General features: G+C 64.1%; 17 protein-coding genes. 9 read left to right on the forward strand and 8 right to left on the reverse strand.

The window, feature by feature from the left end:
* The first annotated feature begins 63 nt into the window (after positions 1–63).
* Complete coding sequence (locus MESCI_RS12010) at positions 64–1,458, forward strand: multicopper oxidase family protein (protein WP_013530218.1); 1,395 nt, start codon at positions 64–66, stop codon at positions 1,456–1,458.
* A 33-nt stretch (positions 1,459–1,491) separates the two neighbouring features.
* Here the strand turns inward: MESCI_RS12010 and MESCI_RS12015 are convergent, their stop codons facing one another.
* The 3 genes from MESCI_RS12015 to MESCI_RS12025 all read right to left on the reverse strand — a co-directional run bounded on the left by MESCI_RS12015 (position 1,492) and on the right by MESCI_RS12025 (position 3,741).
* Positions 1,492–1,779, reverse strand: a complete 288-nt coding sequence (locus MESCI_RS12015; protein WP_013530219.1) for a PTS sugar transporter subunit IIB — start codon at positions 1,777–1,779, stop codon at positions 1,492–1,494.
* A 19-nt stretch (positions 1,780–1,798) separates the two neighbouring features.
* Positions 1,799–2,260 carry a PTS sugar transporter subunit IIA gene (locus MESCI_RS12020; RefSeq protein WP_013530220.1) on the reverse strand — a complete coding sequence of 154 codons (462 nt, stop codon included), beginning with the start codon at positions 2,258–2,260 and terminating at the stop codon, positions 1,799–1,801.
* Positions 2,261–2,334: 74 nt separating this feature from the next.
* The gene (locus MESCI_RS12025) at positions 2,335–3,741 is read right to left on the reverse strand and encodes a PTS galactitol transporter subunit IIC (protein ID WP_013530221.1); all 1,407 of its coding nucleotides are present in this window, start codon (positions 3,739–3,741) and stop codon (positions 2,335–2,337) included.
* Positions 3,742–4,081: 340 nt separating this feature from the next.
* Here MESCI_RS12025 and MESCI_RS12030 point away from each other — a divergent pair, with 340 nt between their 5' ends.
* Positions 4,082–5,398: an NAD(P)H-dependent oxidoreductase gene (locus MESCI_RS12030; RefSeq protein WP_013530222.1), complete on the forward strand. Its 1,317-nt coding sequence runs from the start codon at positions 4,082–4,084 to the stop codon at positions 5,396–5,398.
* A gap of 4 nt (positions 5,399–5,402) precedes the next feature.
* Here MESCI_RS12030 and proC read toward each other — a convergent pair whose 3' ends face one another.
* From proC to MESCI_RS12045, 3 genes are read right to left on the reverse strand one after another with little or no spacing between them, the layout of a single operon-like run.
* Positions 5,403–6,218, reverse strand: coding sequence for a pyrroline-5-carboxylate reductase (proC, locus tag MESCI_RS12035; RefSeq protein ID WP_013530223.1), 816 nt, complete (start codon positions 6,216–6,218; stop codon positions 5,403–5,405).
* A 60-nt stretch (positions 6,219–6,278) separates the two neighbouring features.
* Positions 6,279–7,613, reverse strand: coding sequence for an O-antigen ligase family protein (locus tag MESCI_RS12040; protein WP_013530224.1), 1,335 nt, complete (start codon positions 7,611–7,613; stop codon positions 6,279–6,281).
* Positions 7,582–8,580: a glycosyltransferase family 2 protein gene (locus MESCI_RS12045; RefSeq protein ID WP_013530225.1), complete on the reverse strand. Its 999-nt coding sequence runs from the start codon at positions 8,578–8,580 to the stop codon at positions 7,582–7,584. Before MESCI_RS12045 ends, MESCI_RS12040 begins: the two co-directional genes overlap by 32 nt.
* Positions 8,581–8,752: 172 nt before the next feature.
* Here MESCI_RS12045 and MESCI_RS12050 point away from each other — a divergent pair, with 172 nt between their 5' ends.
* From MESCI_RS12050 to MESCI_RS12060, 3 genes are read left to right on the forward strand one after another with little or no spacing between them, the layout of a single operon-like run.
* Complete coding sequence (locus tag MESCI_RS12050; protein WP_013530226.1) at positions 8,753–9,925, forward strand: glycosyltransferase; 1,173 nt, start codon at positions 8,753–8,755, stop codon at positions 9,923–9,925.
* Positions 9,922–10,716 (forward strand): WecB/TagA/CpsF family glycosyltransferase, encoded by a 795-nt coding sequence (locus MESCI_RS12055; RefSeq protein ID WP_013530227.1) that lies wholly within the window; start codon positions 9,922–9,924, stop codon positions 10,714–10,716. Before MESCI_RS12050 ends, MESCI_RS12055 begins: the two co-directional genes overlap by 4 nt.
* Entirely contained in the window at positions 10,713–11,636 is a 924-nt protein-coding gene (locus tag MESCI_RS12060; protein ID WP_013530228.1) for a DUF6492 family protein, read from the forward strand. The genes MESCI_RS12055 and MESCI_RS12060 overlap by 4 nt, the downstream gene beginning before the upstream one ends.
* 80 nt (positions 11,637–11,716) lie before the next feature.
* Here MESCI_RS12060 and MESCI_RS12065 read toward each other — a convergent pair whose 3' ends face one another.
* Positions 11,717–13,012 carry a lipopolysaccharide biosynthesis protein gene (locus MESCI_RS12065; protein WP_013530229.1) on the reverse strand — a complete coding sequence of 432 codons (1,296 nt, stop codon included), beginning with the start codon at positions 13,010–13,012 and terminating at the stop codon, positions 11,717–11,719.
* Between the two features lie 198 nt (positions 13,013–13,210).
* Between MESCI_RS12065 and MESCI_RS12070 the strand changes: the two genes are divergently transcribed.
* The 4 genes from MESCI_RS12070 to MESCI_RS12085 all read left to right on the forward strand — a co-directional run bounded on the left by MESCI_RS12070 (position 13,211) and on the right by MESCI_RS12085 (position 19,898).
* A complete protein-coding gene (locus MESCI_RS12070; RefSeq protein WP_013530230.1) occupies positions 13,211–15,754 on the forward strand; it encodes a GumC family protein in 2,544 nt (847 codons plus the stop codon).
* 180 nt (positions 15,755–15,934) lie between these two features.
* Positions 15,935–16,834 carry a bifunctional methylenetetrahydrofolate dehydrogenase/methenyltetrahydrofolate cyclohydrolase FolD gene (folD, locus tag MESCI_RS12075; RefSeq protein ID WP_013530231.1) on the forward strand — a complete coding sequence of 300 codons (900 nt, stop codon included), beginning with the start codon at positions 15,935–15,937 and terminating at the stop codon, positions 16,832–16,834.
* Between the two features lie 56 nt (positions 16,835–16,890).
* Complete coding sequence (locus MESCI_RS12080; RefSeq protein ID WP_013530232.1) at positions 16,891–17,853, forward strand: GlxA family transcriptional regulator; 963 nt, start codon at positions 16,891–16,893, stop codon at positions 17,851–17,853.
* A 380-nt stretch (positions 17,854–18,233) separates the two neighbouring features.
* Positions 18,234–19,898, forward strand: a complete 1,665-nt coding sequence (locus MESCI_RS12085; protein WP_013530233.1) for a vWA domain-containing protein — start codon at positions 18,234–18,236, stop codon at positions 19,896–19,898.
* A 68-nt stretch (positions 19,899–19,966) separates the two neighbouring features.
* On the opposite strand, the gene edd is transcribed toward MESCI_RS12085, so the two are convergent.
* Positions 19,967–21,790, reverse strand: coding sequence for a phosphogluconate dehydratase (gene edd / locus MESCI_RS12090; RefSeq protein ID WP_013530234.1), 1,824 nt, complete (start codon positions 21,788–21,790; stop codon positions 19,967–19,969).
* Between the last annotated feature and the right edge of the window lie 64 nt (positions 21,791–21,854).

Raw genomic sequence — 21,854 nt, forward strand, 5'->3', positions numbered from 1 at the left:
GCTCGCTTACGATCCAAGGCTGCGATAAACCCAGGGCAGCCGTCTTTGCAGCTGGAGCGTCAAATGACCGTACTCACCCGACGCCGGCTTTTGAAAACGGCAGCGATTGCCGGCGCAGGCGGGGTCGGGCTTTCGGCCATGGGCCGGCTTGGTGGCTGGGCCGCTGCCACGCCTGAGCCGGTGGTTTTGCAGACGGCAAAGATCCAGGCGAAGCTGATGGATATCGGCCAGACCAGGGATGTGCTGACCTATGGCAACGCCGGAATGCCGCCCGTGCTCAGAATGAAAAAAGGCCAGCCCTTCGCTGCACGCCTTGTCAACGCGATCGACGATCCGACGACGATCCACTGGCACGGTATTCGCGTTCCAAACAAGATGGACGGCGTGCCGTTCCTGGTCCAGCCCTACGTCTACACCGGCGATCTTTTCGACTACGCCTTCACGCCGCCCGATGCCGGCACCTTCTGGTACCACCCGCATTGCAACACGCTGGAGCAGATGGGCCATGGCCTGACCGGCGTGATCGTGGTCGAGAATCCCAACGATTCGAAATTCGATGCCGAAATCGTCCTCAATTTGCGCGACTGGCGCCTCGGCGACGACGGTCAGTTCATCGACCAGTTCCGGCCGCGCGATGCCGCGAGAACCGGAACTTACGGCACGGTGCGCACCGCCAATTGGCTCGACCAGCCGCAATATGATGCGCCGGCCGGCGGACTGGCGCGGCTGCGCGTCGCCATCACCGACGTGACGCGAATCTACGCTTTTCACGTCGACGGTGCAAAGGCGACTGTCATGGCGCTCGACGGCAATCCGGTGCCTGAGCGTTTTTCGCCCGATGCCTTGCTGCTTGGACCCGGCCAGCGCATGGAGCTGGCCATACGCATGCCCGACGAGGAAGGCGCGATCGTCAGCTTGAGGGACGTCAGAGGCACCAAGCCAAAAATCCTGGCAACCCTGCGCGCGACAGGAAACTCCCTCAAGCGGGACATTCGGGATCTTGCTCCGCTGGAGGTCAATCCGGTGGCGGAAGTGGATCTCGCCAGTGCCAGGCATATTTCCCTGGCGCTCAGCGCCACGGCGGAAAACGTCCCGAGCGATGGCATCTGCGGCTCGCTGGGCTACAGTTTCTGGGCCATCAACAAAGTGCCGTGGCCCGGCGACACCAAGGATCCGACCGCGCCTCTGGCCGAACTGAAGCTTGGCCAAAGCTACGTCATCGACATGGAGAACCTGACGCCGCAATCCCATCCGATGCATCTGCACGGCATGAGCTTCAAGGTGCTGTCGTCCTCGACGCGCCAGGTTCAGCCCGTGATTTCCGACACCTATCTCATCCAGCCCAACGAGAAGGTTCAGCTCGGTTTCGTCGCCGATAATCCCGGCGACTGGCTGCTGCACTGCCACATCATCGAGCACCAGAAATCGGGAATGACGAGCTACGTCAGGGTGGTGTGAGGCCGCGTCAGCCTGCGCGTGGCGTCTGGACCGTCACTTGCGCAATTGAGCCTCGATCTCGTCGAGCACTTTGTCCTTGCCGATGCCGGTGAGGAAGGCGAGGCCCTTGATGACCGGCTTGGTCACCGAAGCGGAGATCGGGGTGGTTGCGACGATGAAGTCGACAGTGTCGGCCAGTCCGGGCACTTCGGTGGCCTTTGCCTGCTGGGCATTGAAGGTGAGGCCGCGTTTCTTCATTTCCTCGGTGACGGCGACGTTGACCGCGGTCGAGGTGGCGATGCCCGTGCCGCAGGCGAAGAGAATGGTTTTCTGTCTGGACATCTCTGCTTCTCCTTGGTTATCAGCCGAGTACGGCTCGCACGTCTTCGAGGGTTCTGGCCGACCTCAAATCATCCAAGGCTTGCGGGTTCTGGATGGTGGCCATGACGGCCTGCAGCGCCTCAATCTGCTTGTCCTTGTCGTTGATGGCAAGCAGGAAGACGAAGCCGACCGGCAGCATCTCGTCGGGATCCTCCATATTGGCGAAGATCACTGGTTGCTTCAATGTGCCCATCGCGATGCCAGGCTTCAGCACATGCTCCGGATCGGTGTGCGGCACCGCGACATTGTCGGAGCGTTCCAGCGGCAGTCCTGTCGGGATGGTCAATTCGCGGCGCACGACCGCGTCGGCATAGGAGCTTTTGACATAGCCAAGTGTCTCCAGCCGGCCCGCCAGGATGCGGATGATCTCCTCATTGGTCGAGGCATCGGATCCGAGCACGATCGCGTCGGGATCCAGAAGCTGCATGAGGCCGTCGGACATTCTTTGCTCCGTCGATGAAATCGTGCGCCCCGAGGAGGGCGCACGATCGGTTTGAAGGGTGGACCCTATCAGGTTCAGGCCGTCTCTTCGGCCGGCTCGTCCTCGGCGCCCGCGGCCCGCTCCCAGCCGAGCGGATTGCGGCGGTAGAGGACAAACAATGCCGCGATGACCACCGCGATCACGATGATGCCGACAAGTCCAAGCCCCTGGATCGCCTCGATGACCACGTAAGGCACCCACAGGAAGCCGTCGACCACCGAGGTGATCTGCAGCGCATCCGCCGGCAGCTTGAAGCCCGATGCGACGGCAGCACTTGTGAACAGCGGCGCCAGCGCGTTGGCGACGTAGAAGCCGATGGCCAGCGTCACCGTGCCGATCACCACCATGCGGAACACGTTGCCTTTGACCAGCGGCGCGGTCATGGCGACGATGAAGGGAATGACCGCAAGGTCGGCGAACAGGATGACGCGGTTGCCCGGCAGGATGATGGACAGGATGATCGCGATCGGCACCAGGATCAGCGACGACGAGATCGCGGCCGGATGGCCGATCAGGATCGCGGAATCGAGGCCAACAAGAAGCTCGCGATCGCCCGTGCGCTTGCGCACGAATGCCTGGGCTGCGTCGGAAACCGGCAGCAGGCCTTCCATCAGGATCTTGACCATGCGCGGCAGCAGCAGCATCACCGCGGCCAGCGTCATGCCGGTGCCCAGAACCTTGGCCAGCACCACGCTGAGATCACCCGCATTGTAGAAGGCGATCGCACCAAGCACGAGGCCGATAATGAGGCCCATCACGACAGGTTCGCCGAACACGCCGAACCTGCGCTCGATCGTATCGGTGTTGATGTTGATGCGGTTGATCCCGGGAATGCGGTCCATGATCCAGTTGAGCACAATGGCGATCGGCAGGATCTGCGCCGAGGCGAGATGCGGCACGGAAATGCCGGGTACCCCGTAGAACTGCTGTACCGCGCGCGCCGACCAGTCGGCGAACAACAGCGAGAGTGCTGCGACAAGTGCTGCGACCGCGATGCCATAGGCCAGGTTGTCGGTTGCGGCGACCACCAGCGAGCCGACAAAGGCGAAGTGCCAGAAGTTCCAGACGTCGACATTGAGCGTGCGCGTCATGCGTGTCAGCAACAGCACGATGTTGACGAGGATGCCGACCGGAATGACCCAAAGGCCGACCGATGAGCCGAAGGCGATCGCGGCCGCGGAGGGCCAACCGACATCGATGATGTCGCGATGGATGCCGGTGTTGGTCACGATGGCCTTGGCGACGTCGCCAATCGACGTGAACATGAGGCCAAGCACCAGATTGATGCCGATGAAGGCGACGCCGATGGTGACGGCGGCGCGAAAAGCCTTGCTGACCTTGGCGCCCAGAACCACGGCGATGACGAAAATGACAATTGGCAGCAGGATCGTCGGGCCAAGCGTATCGATGGCCCCTTTTAGGCCCGCGAGAACAGTATCCATTTTTCCTCCCCTGGAGCCGCGAGCCTTCGCTCGACGCCTCGCAATGATGCTCCATCCAGCCTTTGACGCCGTGGCGCAAAGACACTCCCCAACTTGCCGCAGAGGCGAATGCTTCCCGACTGTCGCGTCGGTGAACATTTGCCTTTGTTGACAAACGAATGTTTTATTGGGGTTGTCCGCTACAATGTCAATTGGTTGGGTTTCGGCGAATCGAGCCCCGGCGGACGTGCCTTCCGAGACGATTTCGTGGGAAATTGCCGGTCGCGACCGGGTTTCGTTGGCAAATAGAACCCATTCCCTGCTATCCGACCCCAAATCACGAAGCTGTGGACATTCCTGCATGACCAACGTCGCCCTGACCGGGCTTGCCCGTGATCTCGCCAAGCGTGCCGCCGAGAACCGCCCGGTGCGCATCGGTGTCATCGGCTCGGGCGAAATGGGCACCGATCTGGTCACGCAGGGCATGCTGATGCCGGGCATTTCGGTCTGCGCCGTCTCGACGCGCCGCCCGCACACCGCGCGCGACGCTATCCGCATCGCCTATGGCGACGAAGCCATGGCGGTCGAAGCCGACACCGCGTCGAAAGTCACCGGCGCCATCGAAAGTGGCAAGATCGCCATCACATCCAACGAGATGCTGGTCACCAATCCGCTGATCGACGTCGTCATCGACGCCACCGGCAAGCCGGGCGTCGCCGCCGATTTCGACCTCATGGCGATGGAGTACGGCAAGCATCTGGTGATGATGAACGTCGAGGCCGACATCACCATCGGCTGCTATCTCAAGCAGCAGGCCGACCGGCTTGGCGTCGTCTATTCGGTGGGTGCGGGCGACGAGCCGTCGAGCTGCATGGAACTGATCGAGTTTGCGTCGGCGCTCGGGCTGACCATCGTGTCGGCCGGCAAGGGCAAGAACAACCCGCTCAACCACGATGCCGTACCGGACGACTATCGCGCCGAAGCGATCCGCCGCAACATGAACCCGCGCATGCTGGTCGAGTTCGTCGACGGCTCCAAGACCATGGTCGAGATGTGCGCCATCGCCAACGCCACCGGGCTGGTGCCGGACGTCCCCGGCATGCACGGCCCCAAGGCCGATCGCGACGACCTCGCCAAGGTGCTGATCCCGCGCGAGGATGGCGGTCTGCTCACGAAGAAAGGCGTCGTCGACTACACGGTCGGCAAGGGCGTCGCGCCCGGCGTCTTCGTCATCGTCGAGGCGACGCATCCGCGCATCATCGAGCGCATGGACGATCTACATATCGGGCACGGCCCCTATTACAGCCTGTTCCGGCCTTATCATCTGACATCGCTGGAAGTGCCGCTGACCGCAGCCCGCATCGTGCTTTTCGGCAAGCCCGACATGGTGCCGTTGCCGCGGCCCGTGGCCGAAGTCTGCGCCGTTGCCAAGCGCGACCTAGTCGCCGGCGAGACCTTCGATGCGATCGGCGAGACTTGTTACCGCTCCTGGACGATGACCGTCGGCGAAGCCCGCGCCCAGCGCGCCGTGCCGGTCGGCCTGCTCGAGGGCGGCAAGGTGCTGAAACCGGTCACGAAAGGCGAATTGCTGACGGCGGATAATGCGTCGCCCGACCAGACGACGAGGCTGTTCGCCTTGCGCCGGCTGCAGGATGAGATGCTGTACGGGACAAGCTGAGGATTTATCTCCCCAGTTCGACCGACCGCAGCCGCGCAGCCTCCACCGCTTGCGTCAGCAGATTGGTCAGCCGGTCCTCGCCCATCAGAACGGCCAGCGCCGCGGCCGTCGTGCCGTTGGGGCTGGTGACCTGCTGGCGCAGCCCGCCCGGTTCCTCGCCGCTTTCGGCGGCGAGCGAGGCGGCGCCATAGACGGTCTGCATGGCGAGCAGCTTGGCGGTCGCCGTCGGCAGACCGGCCTTCTCGGCGGCAACCGTCAGCGCTTCGATGAAATGGAAGATATAGGCCGGCCCCGATCCGGACACGGCGGTCACCGCATCCATCAGGCCCTCATCGTCGATGGTGGCCACTTCGCCGCTCGCCGACAAAAGGTCGGCGACGAAACGCTTGGTGTCATCGGACACGAGCTTGTTGGAGAACACCACCATCATGCCCTTGCCGATCGCCGCGGGCGTGTTGGGCATGCAGCGCACGATCGGCGCGCGATTGCCGAGAATTTCCTCGAAGGTGGCGGCAGGCGTGCCGGCGGCGATGCTGACGAAGGTGGTGCGGCCGTCGCCGAAGCGCTTGTAGGCGGCCGTGACGTCGCGGATCACCTGCGGCTTCACCGCGATGACGACGAGATCGGGCAGGGCATCGGCCGGTATGCTACCGGCATCGGCTGATGTCGCGCAGCCCAGCGTTGCCGCGCGATTGCGCAGATCGGCATTGGGCTCGACCACGAAAACCGCCGACGGCGCGAGCTTGCCGGATTTCAGCCAGCCCGAGAGCATGGCGTAGCCCATATTGCCGCAGCCGGCGAGAACAAGCCTGATCGTCATCGAAAGCCCTCCAGAGGAAGGCCTTCACATAGACGCTGGCGCTTCCTTGGGGAAGCCCCATCAGGATCGCGAGCCGCGATCGGGATCGCGCACCGCGATTGGCCGCAGCGACACTTGCCTGAGGCCAAGCACGCCGAGCACGAAGAACAGCCAGACCGGGTCGCCGCGATGGAAGAAGAAGCTTTCGAGGAAAGCGTTAAGCGCCGTGAACAGCACCACCATCATGAAGAAGTCGCCGAGAAAGATGTTTTCCCTGCGCAACGGAATGCGCATGTAGTCGCGCAGCGGCGCGATGAGGAAGGTGTAGACCGCCACGCATAGTGCCGGAATGCCCATCAGCACGGCGATGTCGAGATAGCCGTCATGGCCGTGCACGATGGTTCTGATGTCCCACGGCCGGTCGAAGGGCTGGTCCTGGTTGAGCAAGAGCGGCGTGCCCCAGAAGCTTTCATAGCCGTAGCCGGTCCATGGCTTCTTCGCCAGCATGCTGCCGGCGAACTCCCACAGCGTCGTGCGGCCGGTATAGGTCATGCCGGGGAAATAGATCGCCGCCAGATGTTTTACAGGCGGCAGGAAGACGATGCCCAGCGTGCCGACCGCCGTGGCGATGATGGCCAGCGCAAACAGGATCGGCGTGCCGAGCCGCATGCCTATCAGGCTCGGGAACATGACGATCAGGATCGAGAACGGCACCAGGCCGGCTGTCGTCTTGGAGCCGGTGTGCAGCATGAAGATCATCGCCGCGAAGAAGATCCCGGCGCCCCAGTAGCGCTGCCCGCGCCGGTAGAGATAGAGGCCTGCGAAGCTGAGGCAGGCCATGACCGGCCCGGCAATGTTCTTGTGGGTGAACACGCCGCGCCACAGTCCGGCATGTTCGGGCTCCTGCGAGTCGGCTGTGTGCATCGCCTCGTGCGGAAAGACGATGAGGCCGAGATAGGAAAGGCCCATGACCACGACGGCGGTGAAGATGATCACCTTCGAGAAGGCTTCGGCGTCGCGCGGCAGCACCAGGATCGTTGCCATCGTCAGGATGCCGATCAGGGTGAAGGAGGCGGCGCGCATCGCCGAAGGCGGATCGGTCGACAGGATCACCGAGAGGAAAAAGAAGCCCAGCATCAACACCCAGGATGGGCTCAGCAGCGAGCGCACCACGCGCGGATCGGCAAAGGCCATCAGCGAGAAGATCGACATGGCGCCGAGCGAACCGAAGCCAAGCTGGTTGACGATGTCGCCGCCTTGACCGGTGAGTTCGGCGCCGCCCGGCTGGAACGGCCGGAACGACACCATGATGACGGTGAACAGCAGCGCGGCAATGGCGGTGGCCACGCCTTCGCGCGTGAACGCGTCGCCGAGCGGCGCGCGCTCAGTTTTTCTCAGGCTGGCGGTATTGCTCATTGGCATATCCGAATTCGGCCAGCACGCGGCCCAGCGCCACATGGACGGGGTAGATGGCGATCGCCGGCGATCGGGTCCGCGCCAGCCGGATCAGGCCGCGAAACGGCGAGGCGGCAAGCAGTGCCAGGCTCTTCAGCAACACTTTGGCGCCGGCCATTGGCGTGCCGGCGCGCTTCTTCTTTTCGACCAGTGTCGAGATGACGCCGTTGCGCAGGCTGCGGGCGCGGATCCAGTCGGCTTCGATACGCCGCGCCGGAACGGTTTCCAGCACCTTGGCCTCGGCGCACCAGCCCAGCACAAAGCCCTTTTGCACCGACCGGCTGAGAAAGTCGGAATCGCCGCCGCCCATGAAATTGAATCTGAGATCGAGAAAGGGCGGACCCATGGCGATCAGCACGTTGCGCCCGACCAGAAGATTGCCCGACGAATAGAGCGCCGGCACGCGTCCGGTTTCCCGGTAAGGCGGCGCGAACACCGGATGCTCTGCCCATCGCGCATGGGCGGGGTCGGCAAACACGGGCACCTGCGGGCCGCCGACAATGTCGGCGCCGAGCGTTTCGGCAGCCAGGCACATCCGTTCCAGCCACTGCGGATCGGCGATCTCGTCGTCGTCGATGACCAGCAGATGCCTGAAGTTCGGGAATTGCAGGATGGCTGTCTGCCAGCCGGCATTGTAGGCGCTGCAATTGCCGCGCTCATGCGCGATGATCACCAGGCCCGGCATTTCGCCCCGCTCGAACAGCGGCAGCGCCGCCTTGGCGCCGGCCCGCGCCTCGGCTTCGTTCTCCATGACGATCACGGCAAAGCGTCTGCCGGTTTGCTGCGCGCGCAGCGACGCCAGCGTTTCCAGCACCTGCTCGGGACGCTTGAAGGTCGGCAAGGTGACGACGGCTTCGACGGCCTCGACGTCAAGCCGCGGCGTGCGTCCCGCGACCGTTACCGAACCGTCCGATGGCAAAGGGATCATCCGTGTCCAGCCACATGGTGAGTTGGGCTCTGGTAGCACCACGGTTGATAAGGTTTCGTTAATCACCTTGAACGGAGAAGCCCGCCAGGCAGCGGCTTTCGGCCGTCGAATGTGCAGGCTTAATCAAGGGTTCACCGCACTTTGCTACCGGCTACACCACTGGATAGGTAAGATGCATCTGCTGTTCGCCACATCGATCGTGCCCGACGGCGCTCTCGCCTCGGGCTACGAGATCGCCAACGCTGCGATCATCGCTGCCTTGCGGCGCGCTGGCGCGCGCGTCACCGTCATCGGCTTTACCTGGCCGGGGAAGCCCGCGGCCGACCCCGAAAACACCGTGGTGCTGGGTGCGATCGACGTGCGCACGGAAAATGCCTCCGCGCGGCAAAAGCTGGCCTGGGTCGGCAAGGCGCTGCTTTCGGGCCTCACCTTCGCGTCGGTCAAGCTGCGCGCCGTGTCCGACAGCGATGTTCTCGCTGCCATTGAGCGTGCCGGACCGTTTGACGGCTATGTCTTGAATTCCGTGCAGTTCGCCGGCGCCTTCGAAAAGCTGTTCGCTGAGCGGCCTTCGATCTTCGTTGCCCACAATGTCGAGCATCTTTCGGCGCGGGAGAATGCCGCTGCCGCCGACGGTCTCTTCCAGCGCCTGCTGTTTCGCCGCGAGGCGAGGCTGCTCAAGACCGTCGAAGAGCGTCTCTGCCGCCGGGCGCGCTTCGTCTTCACCCTGGCCGAGGAAGACCGCGCCGCACTCGGTGTCGCCTCCGACAACCGCTCGGCGGTGCTGCCGCTGGTGACCGGTGCCCAGGCGCCAACCCTGAAAAGCCCGCGCCGCATCGACTGCGACGCCGCACTGATCGGCACCTGGACCTGGCAGCCGAACCGCATCGGCCTCGACTGGTTCCTGGGCAAGGTCGTGCCGCATCTGCGGCCCGATTTCCGCATCCGCATTGCGGGCCACATGCCTTCGGGCGTCGCGTCGAAGCACCCGGGTGTCGAATTTGTCGGCCGCGTGCCCGACGCGCAAGCTTTCGTGCGCGGTGCTGCCGTCATCCCGCTGATCAGCACCGCCGGCAGCGGCGTCCAGTTGAAGACCATCGAAACCTTCGAGCTCGGCCTGCCTTCGGTCGCCACCAGCCGTTCGCTGCGCGGCATCGACCACCGTCCTTCCAATTGCGTCGTCACCGACGATCCCGTTGCCTTCGCCACGGCTCTCGAGGCTGCAGCGGCCGACATCCGCGACGTTGACGGCAGCGCGTTCCGGGGCTCGCAGGTCAAGGCGCTCGACGCTGCCATCCGGCTCGGCCTCGAAAAGCTCGCCCCTCTCAGGCAGGAGGCGTTTGCATGAACATGCATTCCGCCCGCGCCGCGTTCGGGCTCGACACGCTGAAGACGATCCTTGGCATCCCGGTGGTTGCGGTCCGCTGGAACGATGCCATCGCCCTGCTGAACCGGTTGATTGCCGAGCGGCGCTTCACCAAGATCAGTTTCCTCAACGCCCACAACGCCAACATCGCCTATACCGACCCGGTGTTCGCCGAAGCACTCGATGATTTCCTCATCCTGCCCGACGGCATCGGCATCGATCTGGCGGCGAGGCTCCTCTACGGGGCGCCGTTTCCCGACAATCTCAATGGTACCGATTTCGTCCCGGCCTTCCTGCAGGCCTCGACGACGCCGCTGACCGTCGGGCTGCTCGGCGCGACGCGCGTCAACGCCGAAGCGGCGTCGGTCAAGCTGGCGGCACTGGCCGTGCAGCACCGGTTCGTGGTGATCCATGACGGCTATTTCCCCCCTTCGCAGGAGCAGGAAATCGTCGACCGGATTGCCGCGCTTCGGCCCGACGTGCTGCTCGTGGCCATGGGCGTGCCGCGCCAGGAATTGTGGATCGAACGCCATATCGACGCGCGCCATTGCACGCTGCCGATCGCCGTCGGCGCGTTGCTTGATTTCCTGAGCGGCGCGGTGCCCCGCGCACCCTTGTGGATGCGCCGGCTGCGGCTCGAATGGCTGTTCCGGTTGGCTGTCGAGCCGGGCCGCCTGTGGCGCCGCTATGTGGTCGGCAACCCGCTGTTCCTGCTGCGCGTCGTCAGGCAGAAATTCTCGCTTGCGCCCGAAGCCGCGGGAGATACCAAATGAACAGCAGGTTCGTGCCAGGTGCCGCTGTCGAGCCAAGCCCGCTCCGGCAGACACCGACGGCGGCCATCGTGACGGCAAGCTATGCGCCCGATTTCGAGCGCTGTCGCCTGCTGTGCGAGACACTTGATCGCCATGTTTCCGGCGCGGCGCACCATTACATCCTGGTCGAGCATCGCGATGTCGGCCTGTTTCGCCAATTGGAAACCGGCCGCCGCACGGTCGTCGACGAGCGTGAATTGCTGCCGCGCTGGCTGCACGCCTTCGACGATCCGTTCAGCCTGTTTCGCCGGCGCGTCTGGCTCAGCCTGAAGACCCAGCCGCTGCGCGGCTGGCATGTGCAGCAGTTGCGCCGCATCGCCATATCAGCGCATGCATCTCAAGACGTGCTCATCTTCTGCGATTCCGATGTTGCCTTCCTGAAACCTTTTGACTGCGGCGCCTTCTGGCGCGATGGCAAGGTGCGCCTGTTCCGCCGCGACGGTGTGCTGGCGGACGAAGGTCATGAGGAGCATCGCATCTGGTCGCGCAACGCCGGCTCGGCACTCGGCATCGACCCGTCCCGGACGTCGAACCATGACTACATCTCGACGCTGATCGCGTGGCGGCGCGACACCGTGCTGGCGATGTGCGGTGCGATCGAAAGGGTCCATGGTCGCAACTGGGTCGAGGTCGTCGGCTCGGCACGCAAATTCTCCGAATGCATGATCTACGGCCGCTATGTCGACGATCTGCTGGACGGAGCCGGCCACTTCCACGGTTCCGAAGAGTTCTGCCGCGTGCACTGGACCGGCGAAGCGCTTTCGGATGACGAGTTCCGCCGCTTCGTTGCCGCCATGGCGCCGGAGCAGGTGGCGATCGGCATGCAATCCTTCATCGGCACCGATATCGGCCGCATCCGCCGTCTGATTGGGTTGGATTAGATCATCCCGAAAAGCGGAAACCGGTTTTCTCGGACAAACGATTTCCGTTTGTCCAGAAGTCATGCACAAATGAGAAAGCCCTATACGGGCTTTGCCGGCTTGCGCATCGCCGAATAGGTGAGCAGCGTCGAGGCGAGATACAGAAGCAGGAAGACGACATTGAGCGACAGCACCAGCTTCGGCGTGTCGAGGATGGTCGTCAGCACATAAGTCAGCAACAGCGCCTTCAATCCGGCGAGCAGGCCGAGATTGAGCGCCCGCACCAGCGTTTGGCCGCGTGCGAACAAAAGCTCGGCCTGGTATTCGACAAGATTGCGCAATCCCGGCACGCAGATTGCCAGCACCACCAGCGGGGCAGCCTCGGCGACATTCTTGCCGAGTGCATTGGGGAAGAAATGCAGCACGATGCCAAGTGTCAGCAGCGCCAGCGTCGAAACCGCGAACACACCGCCTTCGATGCCGCTCTTGACCGCCAGACGCGACAACAGTTCCGGCGCGCGCATCATGCGCTGCACCAGCATCATCGAGAAGGTGCGGATCGGAATGGCCGTCAGGTCGACCAGCCGCATGATGATGGCGTAGATGCCGGCCAGATGCGGGCCGCCGATCGCCAGCACGAGCAGCTTGTCGAACTCCATCTGCAGGTAGAACAGCACTTCGGCGCCGGCCACATAGATGGAATCGGCCAATCGCCTGAGATAAAGCTCGACGCGCAGCCGCAGCCTCTGGCGCGGGTAGAAGAAGCCGAAGGCGATCAGCAGCGAGGCGGCATTGGCGCCGATATAGAACCAGGACCATATCCAGACGCTGTGTTGCGCTGAGAACATGAACAGCACCGCGCCGAGCGCCCGCAGCGCGGTCGCCAGGATGGCCAGCAGCGCGGCGCGGCCGAACTTGCCCAGGCCGTTGTTGACGATCAGCGCCACCTCCACCGGCCGCCACAACAGCGCTTCGGCAAAGACGATTGCCGCAAACACCGACAGCGGCACGGTGTCGGCAAAGAAAAGCAGATAGACGCCGAACGAGGCAGCGGCCAGCAGCGGCAGCGACAGCACGCCGAGCAACAGGAAGCCGGCGGAAAAGGTGCCGATCAGATTGGGACGGATGGTGGCGGTGCGGTAAAGCGCCGAGATGAACCCAAAGGCGAGGATGCGCGACAGCATGACGCCGGCCGCCGACGCGGTGGCGAACATGCCGAATTCGGATATCGACAGCGTGTTGGCCAGCGCGATGAAATAGGCCAGCGAAAACACCAGTCGCCCACCGGCACCGCTGATCGCTGAGAAATAGTCGCGAAGCAGCCCCCGTCGTTCGGCCAAAAAGCTGCCGATCCGGGCGAGGGGCCGCCTTTGCGGTATGTCACTGGCCTGCGTCATGTCTCAAGGAGAGCCTAGGCCGGAAAACTTAACGTGCCGTTCTGGCGGCTGGGCTTGTGTCGAAAATAGATGCAACCGAAACGAGAAACCGACGCTTCGGCGCGGGAAAATTAACCTTTTGTTTTCCATGCCTGTTTAGCGTGGCTTAACGAATGGCCAATCTCCGTTCGCAGGTCGCCAAGGGTAAAGTTCCAGACGATGGTCGACAGGGAAAACCGCGAAGACTGGAAGCGCGAGCGCTCGTTGCTGGCGCTGGGCCAGGCTGTGCGTGGCGACGAACCCGACGCGTCGCTGGTCTCGATCGGCGACCGGGCAGACCCGTCATGGCGCGAGGACGCCGCCACGCGTCATCGCCTCGCCCGCTCGCAGCGCGAGGCGCGCAACCCGAAACTGTCGGGGGATCCGGTCGCGGCCGACGGGGATCATGAGCAAGCTTACCGCGCGCAAACCACGCCACGGACACAGCCCGGTGCCGCCGAAACCGCTGGCGCACGTCGCGCCGATCATACATCGGAACCTTACGCTGCAGGCGACGCGTCGTTATCCCGAAACGACGGCACGGACAGCCAGCAGTGGAAGCCGCTGATCGATCCGATGCAGGTGGTGCGCGGTGTCGGCAAGTCGAAGCTGCTGATCGTGACGACGACACTGCTGGGCGCCGCGCTCGGCATCACCATTGCGCTGTCGACGCCAAAGAAATATGAGGCCACCACCGAACTGATCGTCGACCCGCGCGACCTGAAGCTCACCGACCGCGATCTCACCCAGTCGGTCGTCGCTTCCGACGCCACGCTGGCCATCGTCGAGAACCAGGTTCGGGTGCTGACATCAGGCACTGTTCTCAACAAGGTCGTCGACAAGCTCAATCTGGTCAACGACCCGGAATTCAATGGGCAAGGCGGCGGCGGCCTCAGCGTCATGTCGCTCATTCGCTCCATCCTGTCCCGCAATGATGGGCCGGGGGGTGTCGACGACAGCCGTCGCCGCGCGCTTGCTGTCGGCAATCTGGCTGAGAGCCTTTCGGTCGAGCGCGGCGGCAAGACCTTCGTCATCACCGTCAGCGCCACCACGCAGAATGGCGAAAAATCGGCCCTCATCGCCAACACGATGACGGATGTCTTCCTGCAGACTTTCGGCCAGATACAGTCGGACACCGCAGGCCGCGCCACCGACGAACTGACGGCCAGGCTTGACGAGTTGCGCAAGGGCGTCGAGGCAGCCGAGCGCAAGGTCGAGGATTTCAGGGCCACGCACGATCTCGTTGACGCGCAGGGCCATCTCATCAGCGACGATGAGATGCTGAAACTCAACGAGCAGCTGTCGGTCGCGCGCGCCCGGACCCTAGAACTCAACGCCCGGGCGGCCTCGGCGCGTTCGGTCGACGTCAATTCGGTTCTCACCGGCACCTTGCCGGAGGAGATCAACTCCAACACGATGAGCGATCTGCGTTCGCAATATGCGTCGCTCAAGCAGGAAGCTGACCGCGCCGCCATCCGGCTCGGCCCGCGTCACCCCGAACTCCAGGCGATCAATGCCCAGATTGCCGGCGCACGCGACCGCATCGCCTCGGAGCTGCGCCGCATCGGCTCGTCGCTGCAGGTCGACCTCAAGCGCGCCGTCCAACTCGAACAGGATCTTGCCTCTCGCCTGGCGCAGCTGAAGGTCCGCAGCGGCGACGTCAACAGCGACCTCGTGTCGATGCGCGAACTGGAGCGCGAGGCGACCGCCAAGCGTTCCGTCTACGAACAGTACCTGCTGCGCGCCAAGGAGACCGGCGAGCAGAAGGACATCAACACCGCCAACATCAATGTGATCTCGAAGGCCTTCGCGCCGCTCGAGCCGAACGGGCCGTCGCGGGTCGTGGTCGCGCTCGCCGGCCTGTTGCTGGGTTTCGCCTCCGGCATTGGCCTCGGAGCCATGCGTGGCGCCTATGAGAGCCTGCGTGACACCGCCAATTCGCGCTCGCGTCGCGACCATGGCACGGACGAACGCCGGACGCCTTACGAAGACAAGGCATATCGGGCAGCGCCGCCGCCGGCGCCGCCATTACCACCAGCGCCGCAGCCATCGACACCCCCGCCTGCATCACCACCGCCGGCCGTGCCACCGCCTGTCCAGCAAGCCGAGGCCTCGCCGGCAGAAAGTCCCGGCCGGATCGGTGCCTTGCTGTCGAGGCTGCACAAGTCCGTCTCCCGCAGGCCATCCCGGGAGGAGCCGTTCGATACCGTCGAATGGGCCTCTGCCGAAAACGGGGAGCCAACGCAGGATCCGCAATACCGCGCCTATCCCCGGCCGGCGCCGGCCTTCGAGCCCCGGCAGGCGGCCGCGACAGCATACCCGGCACCACCTTTCCAGCCCGGCGGCCATCCGCAGCAGACGGCGCAGCCGCCACTGCCGCCTCCCATGATGACGCAGCGGCCATATTCCGGGCCGCAGCTCTATCCCTACGCGCAGCCATTGGGCTACGCGCAGCAGCCGGGCTATCCCTATCCGCGTTCGATGCCGGCCGCCAATGCCGGGCAGCAGTCCGATCCGGCTCAGCCCGCTTCCGAGTCTTATCCACAGCCGCCCGTCGCGCAGCAGCAGGCGCCTCAGCCTCATCAGCGATCTGCGGAGCCGTCGCGGGCCGTGGAGGATGCCGAGCAGCAAGCGCCAATCGAGGAAATCCGCGCCAGCCTGCGCGAATTCCGCGAAGCGGTTCGCGAACTGACCGAGAGCCGCACGCGCCGCCGCTACTTCTGAGCCACAAAAATCTGCGCGGTGCCGTACAAAAACATGCCGGTTTCGCGTAAACGGCATGGGACGGCGCTTTGGCGGGATTGCATGTTGGATTTTTCGTGAAGATGCCACGCTGTGAAAGATCGAAAAGCGCGTCGCTTCCGGAAGCGACGCGCTTGGGCATTCTGGTGTTGAGGGTGGTCCATGGCTGAAGTGATTGATGGCAAGAGCGTTGCCGGGGACGTTGTGGGGACGGTCAAGACCCTGACGGCTGAACTTGTCGCCAAGGGCAAGGCCAAGCCCGGTCTTGCCGTGGTCATCGTCGGCGAGGATCCGGCCAGCCAGGTCTATGTCGCGTCCAAGTCGCGCACCGCCAAGGAATGCGGCTTTCATTCCGTCCAGCATACGCTGCCGGCCGAAACCTCCGAAGAGGCATTGCTGAAGATCATCGGCGACCTCAACGCCGATCCGGCCATCAATGGCATTCTCGTGCAGCTTCCGCTGCCGGCCCACATTGACGCCGGCAAGATCATCCAGACCATAGCGCCGGAAAAGGATGTCGACGGCTTCCACTTCATCAATGTCGGCAAGCTCGGCACCGGTGAACTCGAAACAGCGTTCGTGCCTTGCACGCCGGCCGGCTCGATGCTTCTGATCGAGCGGGTGCGCGGCAAGGACCTGTCCGGCCTCAACGCCGTCGTCGTCGGCCGCTCCAACATCGTCGGCAAGCCGATGGCCAACCTGCTGCTTGCCGCCAACTGCACCGTCACCATCGCCCACAGCCGCACCAGGGATCTGCCGGCCTTGGCCCGCACCGCCGATATCCTTGTCGCGGCCGTCGGCAGGCCGGAGATGATCAGGGGTGATTGGGTGAAGCCAGGCGCCACCGTCATCGATGTCGGCATCAACCGCATCCCGGCGCCGGAAAAGGGCGAGGGCAAGTCCCGCCTCGTCGGCGATGTCGCCTATGCCGAAGCGGCCAGGGCCGCCAGCGCCATCACACCGGTGCCCGGCGGTGTCGGCCCCATGACCATTGCCATGCTGATGGCCAATACGTTAGCCTCCGCCTACCTTGCGGCCGGATTGAAACGGCCGTCCTTCTGACCCGCCAGAAAGCTGCAGCTTTGCCGAACCCCAGTGTTCCCTCAGAACGGCCGGTCATGACTGACCCCGTTCAAGGCGGCCGGCAGTTCGCATTCCTGCTGGTAGACAAGTTCTCCATGTTCTCGCTGGCTGCCGCGATCGATACGTTCCGGTCGGCGAACCGGTTGCTTGGCCGCGACTTCTACGGTTGGACCACGGTGTCGGCCGATGGCGATCCGGTGATGGCTTCCAATGGCCTGCCGCTCAAGATCGACTACGCCGTTGCCGACCTGCCGCCGGTCGATATCCTTTTCGTCTCGGTCGGGCTGACGACCGAATTCCCCGGCAAGAGCAAGGTGCTGGCGGCTTTGCGAAGCTGGGGCCGGCGCGGCAATGCGCTGGGCGCCCTGTCGGTCGGGTCCTACCTGCTGGCCGAGGCCGGCCAGCTCGAAGGCTATCGCTGCACCATCCATTGGGAAAACCGTGCCGGCTTCGTCGAGCGATTCCCCGACATCAACTGCACCGGCAACGTCTTCGAGATCGATCGCAAGCGCTACACCTGTGCCGGCGGCACCACTTCGATCGACCTGATGCTGGAGATCGTGCGCGGCGATTTCGGCTCGAACCTGGCCAATGGCGTCGCCAACCAGTTCCAGCACGAACGCATCCGCTCGGCCGGCGACCGTCAGCGCGTCGGACCCGAACGCGACCTGACCGGCAAGTCGGAGAAGCTCAGGCGCATCGTCGAACTGATGGCCGACCACCTCGACGAGCCGCTTTCGGCGGTACAGCTGGCCAAATCCGCCGGCCTTTCGGTGCGCCAGGTCGAGCGCCTGTTCCTGCGCCATCTCAGCGTCACGCCCGGCCGTTACTATATGCGATTGCGGCTGGAGCGGGCGCGCGAACTGCTGCGCCAGACCAACATGCCGATCCTCGACGTGGCGATCGCGACGGGCTTCACCTCGCATTCCTACTTCGCCCAGAGCTACCGGCTGCAATTCGGCAGGCCGCCTTCGGAAGAACGCCGCACGACTTACTAAGCTGGTTTTCGTTTTTGTTGAAAGTTCGGCATTCGGCCCCGGCGCATCGGGCCAAGGCCATGAATTCGGGTTAATGGGTTCTTTCGGGGCCTTCGCCGCGCGTAAGCTGACGGGCGAATCAAACGAAAAAACCCGCCTATTGCGGCGGGTCACCGGCGCAAATCAGCACCATAGCCAAATATGTACCTTAGCTGAGGTCATGGTGTCAAGAAAAAATTCCTATTACCAGGGAAAAGGCTGCTGCCGCCGCCGAACTGGCTGTCGTCAGGACTTTTGTTAAGCTGGGTCCGCAGCCCTGCGCACCGGGCGCCCGGACTTGTGTCCCGGCGCCGCGTCAAATAGCTTGCCGCCCGGATCAGGGGCGGATTTAGGAGATTTCGATGGCGGGACTTGCACGGGGCGTCGCTGCGGCGATCCTCCTTTTGTCGATGACGACGTTCGGCTTCGCCGCAAACAAGGTCATCATCATTCTCGATGCGTCCGGCTCGATGTGGGCGCAGATCGACGGCAAGCCCAAGCTCGAAATCGCCCGCGAGTCGCTTCGAACCGTGCTTCAATCGGTCCCCACCGACGACGAGATCGGCTTCATGGCCTACGGCCATCGCGAGAAGGGCAGCTGCGACGACATCCAGCTGATCGTGCCGCCGCAGGCAGGTTCGGGCAGCGCCATTTCGGCCGCCGCCGACAGCCTGAAATTCCTCGGCAAGACGCCGCTGACGGCGGCGGTCAAACAGGCGGCCGAGGCGCTGAGATACACCGAGGACAAGGCGACCGTCGTGCTCATCACCGACGGGCTCGAAACATGCGGCGGCGACCCCTGCGCGCTTGGCAAGGAGCTCGAGGCATCCGGCGTCGACTTCACCGCCGATGTCGTCGGCTTCGGCCTGACCGCCGACGAGGGCAAGCAGATCGCCTGCCTCGCCGACAACACCGGCGGCAAATACATCCAGGCCTCCGACGAGAAGGCGCTGCAGGAGGCGCTTGCCGAGACCGTGGCAGCACCAGCGCCGGCTCCTGAACCGGCTCCGGCACCTGCGCCGGCACCCGCGCCCGAGCCGGCCAAACCGGACTTCAATTTCCTGCCGATAGCGGTGCTTGCCGAGGGCGGCGATCCCGTCACTGACGGCAACGCCTGGGAGATCTACAAGGCGAAACCCGACGGTACGCGCGGCGACTACGTCAGTACCGAATACGGCGCCTACAAGGCCAATCTGGAACCGGGCGACTATATCGTCGTGGCCAGCGACGGCCAGGCCAAGACCGAGCAGAAAGTCAAGATCGAGGCGGGCCAAGTCTACGAGCCTCTCTTCAACTTGAATGCCGGCACGCTCATCATCCATCCGCGACCGAGCGAGGGGGCAGATGTCGTCGATGGCGCGGCTATCGTCATCGATTATCCGGGTGCTGACATGCCCGCCACCTTCTATGGGACCACGAAAGCCGTGTTGCCGGCCGGCAACGAGAAAGTGACGGTCACGATCGGGCAGGGCGTGGCTACCGAAACGATTCCGCTGGCTGCCGGCAAGACCGTGGAAAAGGACATGATTGTCGGTGTCGGCCATGTCGTTGCCAATGCTTATTATGCTGCCGGCGGCGACAAGGCGGACGGTTCAGGCATCGGCTTCAAGGTGCTCAAGGCAAAAAAGAAGATCGATGGAACCAGGGACGAGGTGACCTATGCCTACGGACCCGACAGCAAATTCGATCTGCCGGCCGATGACTATGTCTTGATTGCGACGGTTGATCTCGCCGTTGTCGAGCAGCCGTTCACCGTCAAGGTCGGCGAATTTCAGGATCTGAAAATCGCAATGAATGCCGGCGTGCTGGCGATCACCGCGCCGGGAGCCTCGAAGATCGAGATTTTCGAGGCCAAGAAGGACATCAACGGCAACCGCAAGTCGCTTGGCTATGCATTCGACCAGAAGTACCAGGCAGCGATCCCGGCGGGCGACTATGCCGTCGTCTCGGAGAAATCCGACAACAGTTCGAAAGAAGGCAACGTGACGGTCAAGGCCGGCGAGCGAGCCGAGCTAACCGTGCAATAGAATCGTATGCACAACCGCAAGAGGGCGGCCAAGTGCCGCCCCTTTTCATGGGTTGCGCAGAACTGCCGTCAGGCCGTGCCGAAGGCGCTGGCGCCATGATCGGCGCGGCCGACCAATTGCCGGAAGCCGGCAAACAGCTCGCGGCCGAAACCGAACTCGTTGCCGATGAGGTCGGCATCCGCCGTCCGGCGCAGCGCGAAATCGCCGGCCGGCACCAGCACTTCCAGCGTGCCGGCATCGGCGTCGAGCCGGATGATGTCGCCTTCGTGGATCCTGGCGATAGGACCCTCCTCGACCGCTTCCGGTGTGACATGGATCGCCGCCGGCACCTTGCCGGAGGCGCCCGACATGCGCCCGTCGGTGACCAGCGCCACGCGCTGGCCGCGATCCTGCAGGATGCCGAGCACGGTGGTCAGCTTGTGCAGTTCCGGCATGCCGTTGGCCTTCGGCCCCTGGAAGCGGATGACGGCGATGAAATCGCCGGTCAGCGTGCCTGCCTTGAACGCATCGTTCAGCCCTTGCTGGCTGTCGAAGACCCTGGCCGGCGCCTCGATGACACGCCGCTCCGGCTTCACCGCGGAAGTCTTGATGACGGCGTGGCCGAGATTGCCTGACAGCACCTTTAGGCCGCCGGTCGCCTGGAACGCCTTGTTGAAAGGCGCCAGCACCTTCTCGTCGCCGCTTGTCCGCGGCGAGGCTTCGCGCACCACGCCTCCGTCGGCGCCGAGCTTTGCCTCGACCGCATAAGGCCGCAGGCCTTCGCCCCACACCGTCTGCACATCCTCATGCAGGATGCCTTCGTCGAGCAGTTCGCGGATCAGGAAGCCGAGCCCGCCGGCGGCGTGGAAATGGTTCACGTCGGCGAGGCCGTTCGGATAGACCCGCGCCAGCAGCGGCACCGCTTCCGACAGGTCGGAAATATCCTGCCATGTGATGGCGATGCCGGCCGCCGCCGCCATGGCGATCAGGTGGATGGTGTGATTGGTCGAGCCGCCGGTGGCATGCAGGCCGACGACGCCGTTGACGATCGAGCGCTCGTCGATCATCCGCCCGACGGGCGTATAGGCGTTGCCAAGCGCGGTAATCGCCAGCGCCCGCTTGGTCGCCTCGCGGGTCAAAGCCTCGCGCAGCGGCGTGCCTGGATTGACGAAGGACGCGCCCGGCGTGTGCAGGCCCATGATCTCCATCAGCATCTGGTTGGAATTCGCCGTGCCGTAGAAGGTGCAGGTGCCCGGTCCATGGTAAGATTTGGACTCGGCCTCCAGCAGTTCGGCGCGTCCGGCCTTGCCCTCGGCGTAGAGCTGGCGGACCTTGGCCTTTTCGTCATTGGGCAGGCCTGATGTCATCGGTCCGGCCGGAATGAACACCGCCGGCAGATGGCCGAAGGTGAGGGCGGCGATCACCAGCCCCGGCACGATCTTGTCACAGACGCCGAGATAGACGGCGGCGTCGAACATGTTGTGCGACAGGCCGATCGCGGCGGCCATGGCGATGACATCGCGCGAAAACAGCGACAGCTCCATGCCGGGCTGGCCCTGGGTGACGCCGTCGCACATCGCCGGCACGCCGCCTGCCACCTGGGCGATGCCGCCGGCTTCGCGGGCTGCATCCTTGATCAGCGCGGGGAAGCTCTCGAACGGCTGATGCGCCGACAGCATGTCGTTATAGGAGGTGATGATGCCGAGGTTCGGCACCTTGTCGGCGCCCAGCGCGAGCTTTTCCGAGGGGCTGCACACCGCAAAGCCGTGAGCGAGATTGCCGCACGACAAAACGGCCCGGTTGGCGGTGCGGTTCGACGCCTCGGCGATGCGGCCGAGATAACGCTCGCGGCCGGGCTTAGAGCGCTGGCGGATGCGTTCGGTAATGGCTTCGATGTCGCGTCTGGCGGTCATGGTGTCGGTCCTTTCAGGCGAGGTCCCGGAAACATCCTCCCGCCGTTTGCCGGGACCGGTGTAA

It is taken from the genome of Mesorhizobium ciceri biovar biserrulae WSM1271 (genome assembly GCF_000185905.1).
Lineage (GTDB): Bacteria > Pseudomonadota > Alphaproteobacteria > Rhizobiales > Rhizobiaceae > Mesorhizobium > Mesorhizobium ciceri.

Bases quoted from the DNA above. Each gene is read 5' to 3' on its own strand.
- MESCI_RS12065 (WP_013530229.1), bottom strand. From the start codon at position 13,012: ATGACGCAGGCCAGTGACATACCGCAAAGGCGGCCCCTCGCCCGGATC.
- MESCI_RS12045 (WP_013530225.1), bottom strand. From the start codon at position 8,580: ATGATCCCTTTGCCATCGGACGGTTCGGTAACGGTCGCGGGACGCACG.
- MESCI_RS12050 (WP_013530226.1), top strand. From the start codon at position 8,753: ATGCATCTGCTGTTCGCCACATCGATCGTGCCCGACGGCGCTCTCGCC.
- MESCI_RS12015 (WP_013530219.1), bottom strand. From the start codon at position 1,779: ATGTCCAGACAGAAAACCATTCTCTTCGCCTGCGGCACGGGCATCGCC.
- MESCI_RS12080 (WP_013530232.1), top strand. From the start codon at position 16,891: ATGACTGACCCCGTTCAAGGCGGCCGGCAGTTCGCATTCCTGCTGGTA.
- MESCI_RS12025 (WP_013530221.1), bottom strand. From the start codon at position 3,741: ATGGATACTGTTCTCGCGGGCCTAAAAGGGGCCATCGATACGCTTGGC.
- MESCI_RS12040 (WP_013530224.1), bottom strand. From the start codon at position 7,613: ATGAGCAATACCGCCAGCCTGAGAAAAACTGAGCGCGCGCCGCTCGGC.
- MESCI_RS12060 (WP_013530228.1), top strand. From the start codon at position 10,713: ATGAACAGCAGGTTCGTGCCAGGTGCCGCTGTCGAGCCAAGCCCGCTC.
- MESCI_RS12070 (WP_013530230.1), top strand. From the start codon at position 13,211: ATGGTCGACAGGGAAAACCGCGAAGACTGGAAGCGCGAGCGCTCGTTG.
- MESCI_RS12085 (WP_013530233.1), top strand. From the start codon at position 18,234: ATGGCGGGACTTGCACGGGGCGTCGCTGCGGCGATCCTCCTTTTGTCG.
- MESCI_RS12020 (WP_013530220.1), bottom strand. From the start codon at position 2,260: ATGTCCGACGGCCTCATGCAGCTTCTGGATCCCGACGCGATCGTGCTC.
- MESCI_RS12030 (WP_013530222.1), top strand. From the start codon at position 4,082: ATGACCAACGTCGCCCTGACCGGGCTTGCCCGTGATCTCGCCAAGCGT.
- MESCI_RS12055 (WP_013530227.1), top strand. From the start codon at position 9,922: ATGAACATGCATTCCGCCCGCGCCGCGTTCGGGCTCGACACGCTGAAG.
- MESCI_RS12010 (WP_013530218.1), top strand. From the start codon at position 64: ATGACCGTACTCACCCGACGCCGGCTTTTGAAAACGGCAGCGATTGCC.
- folD (WP_013530231.1), top strand. From the start codon at position 15,935: ATGGCTGAAGTGATTGATGGCAAGAGCGTTGCCGGGGACGTTGTGGGG.
- edd (WP_013530234.1), bottom strand. From the start codon at position 21,790: ATGACCGCCAGACGCGACATCGAAGCCATTACCGAACGCATCCGCCAG.
- proC (WP_013530223.1), bottom strand. From the start codon at position 6,218: ATGACGATCAGGCTTGTTCTCGCCGGCTGCGGCAATATGGGCTACGCC.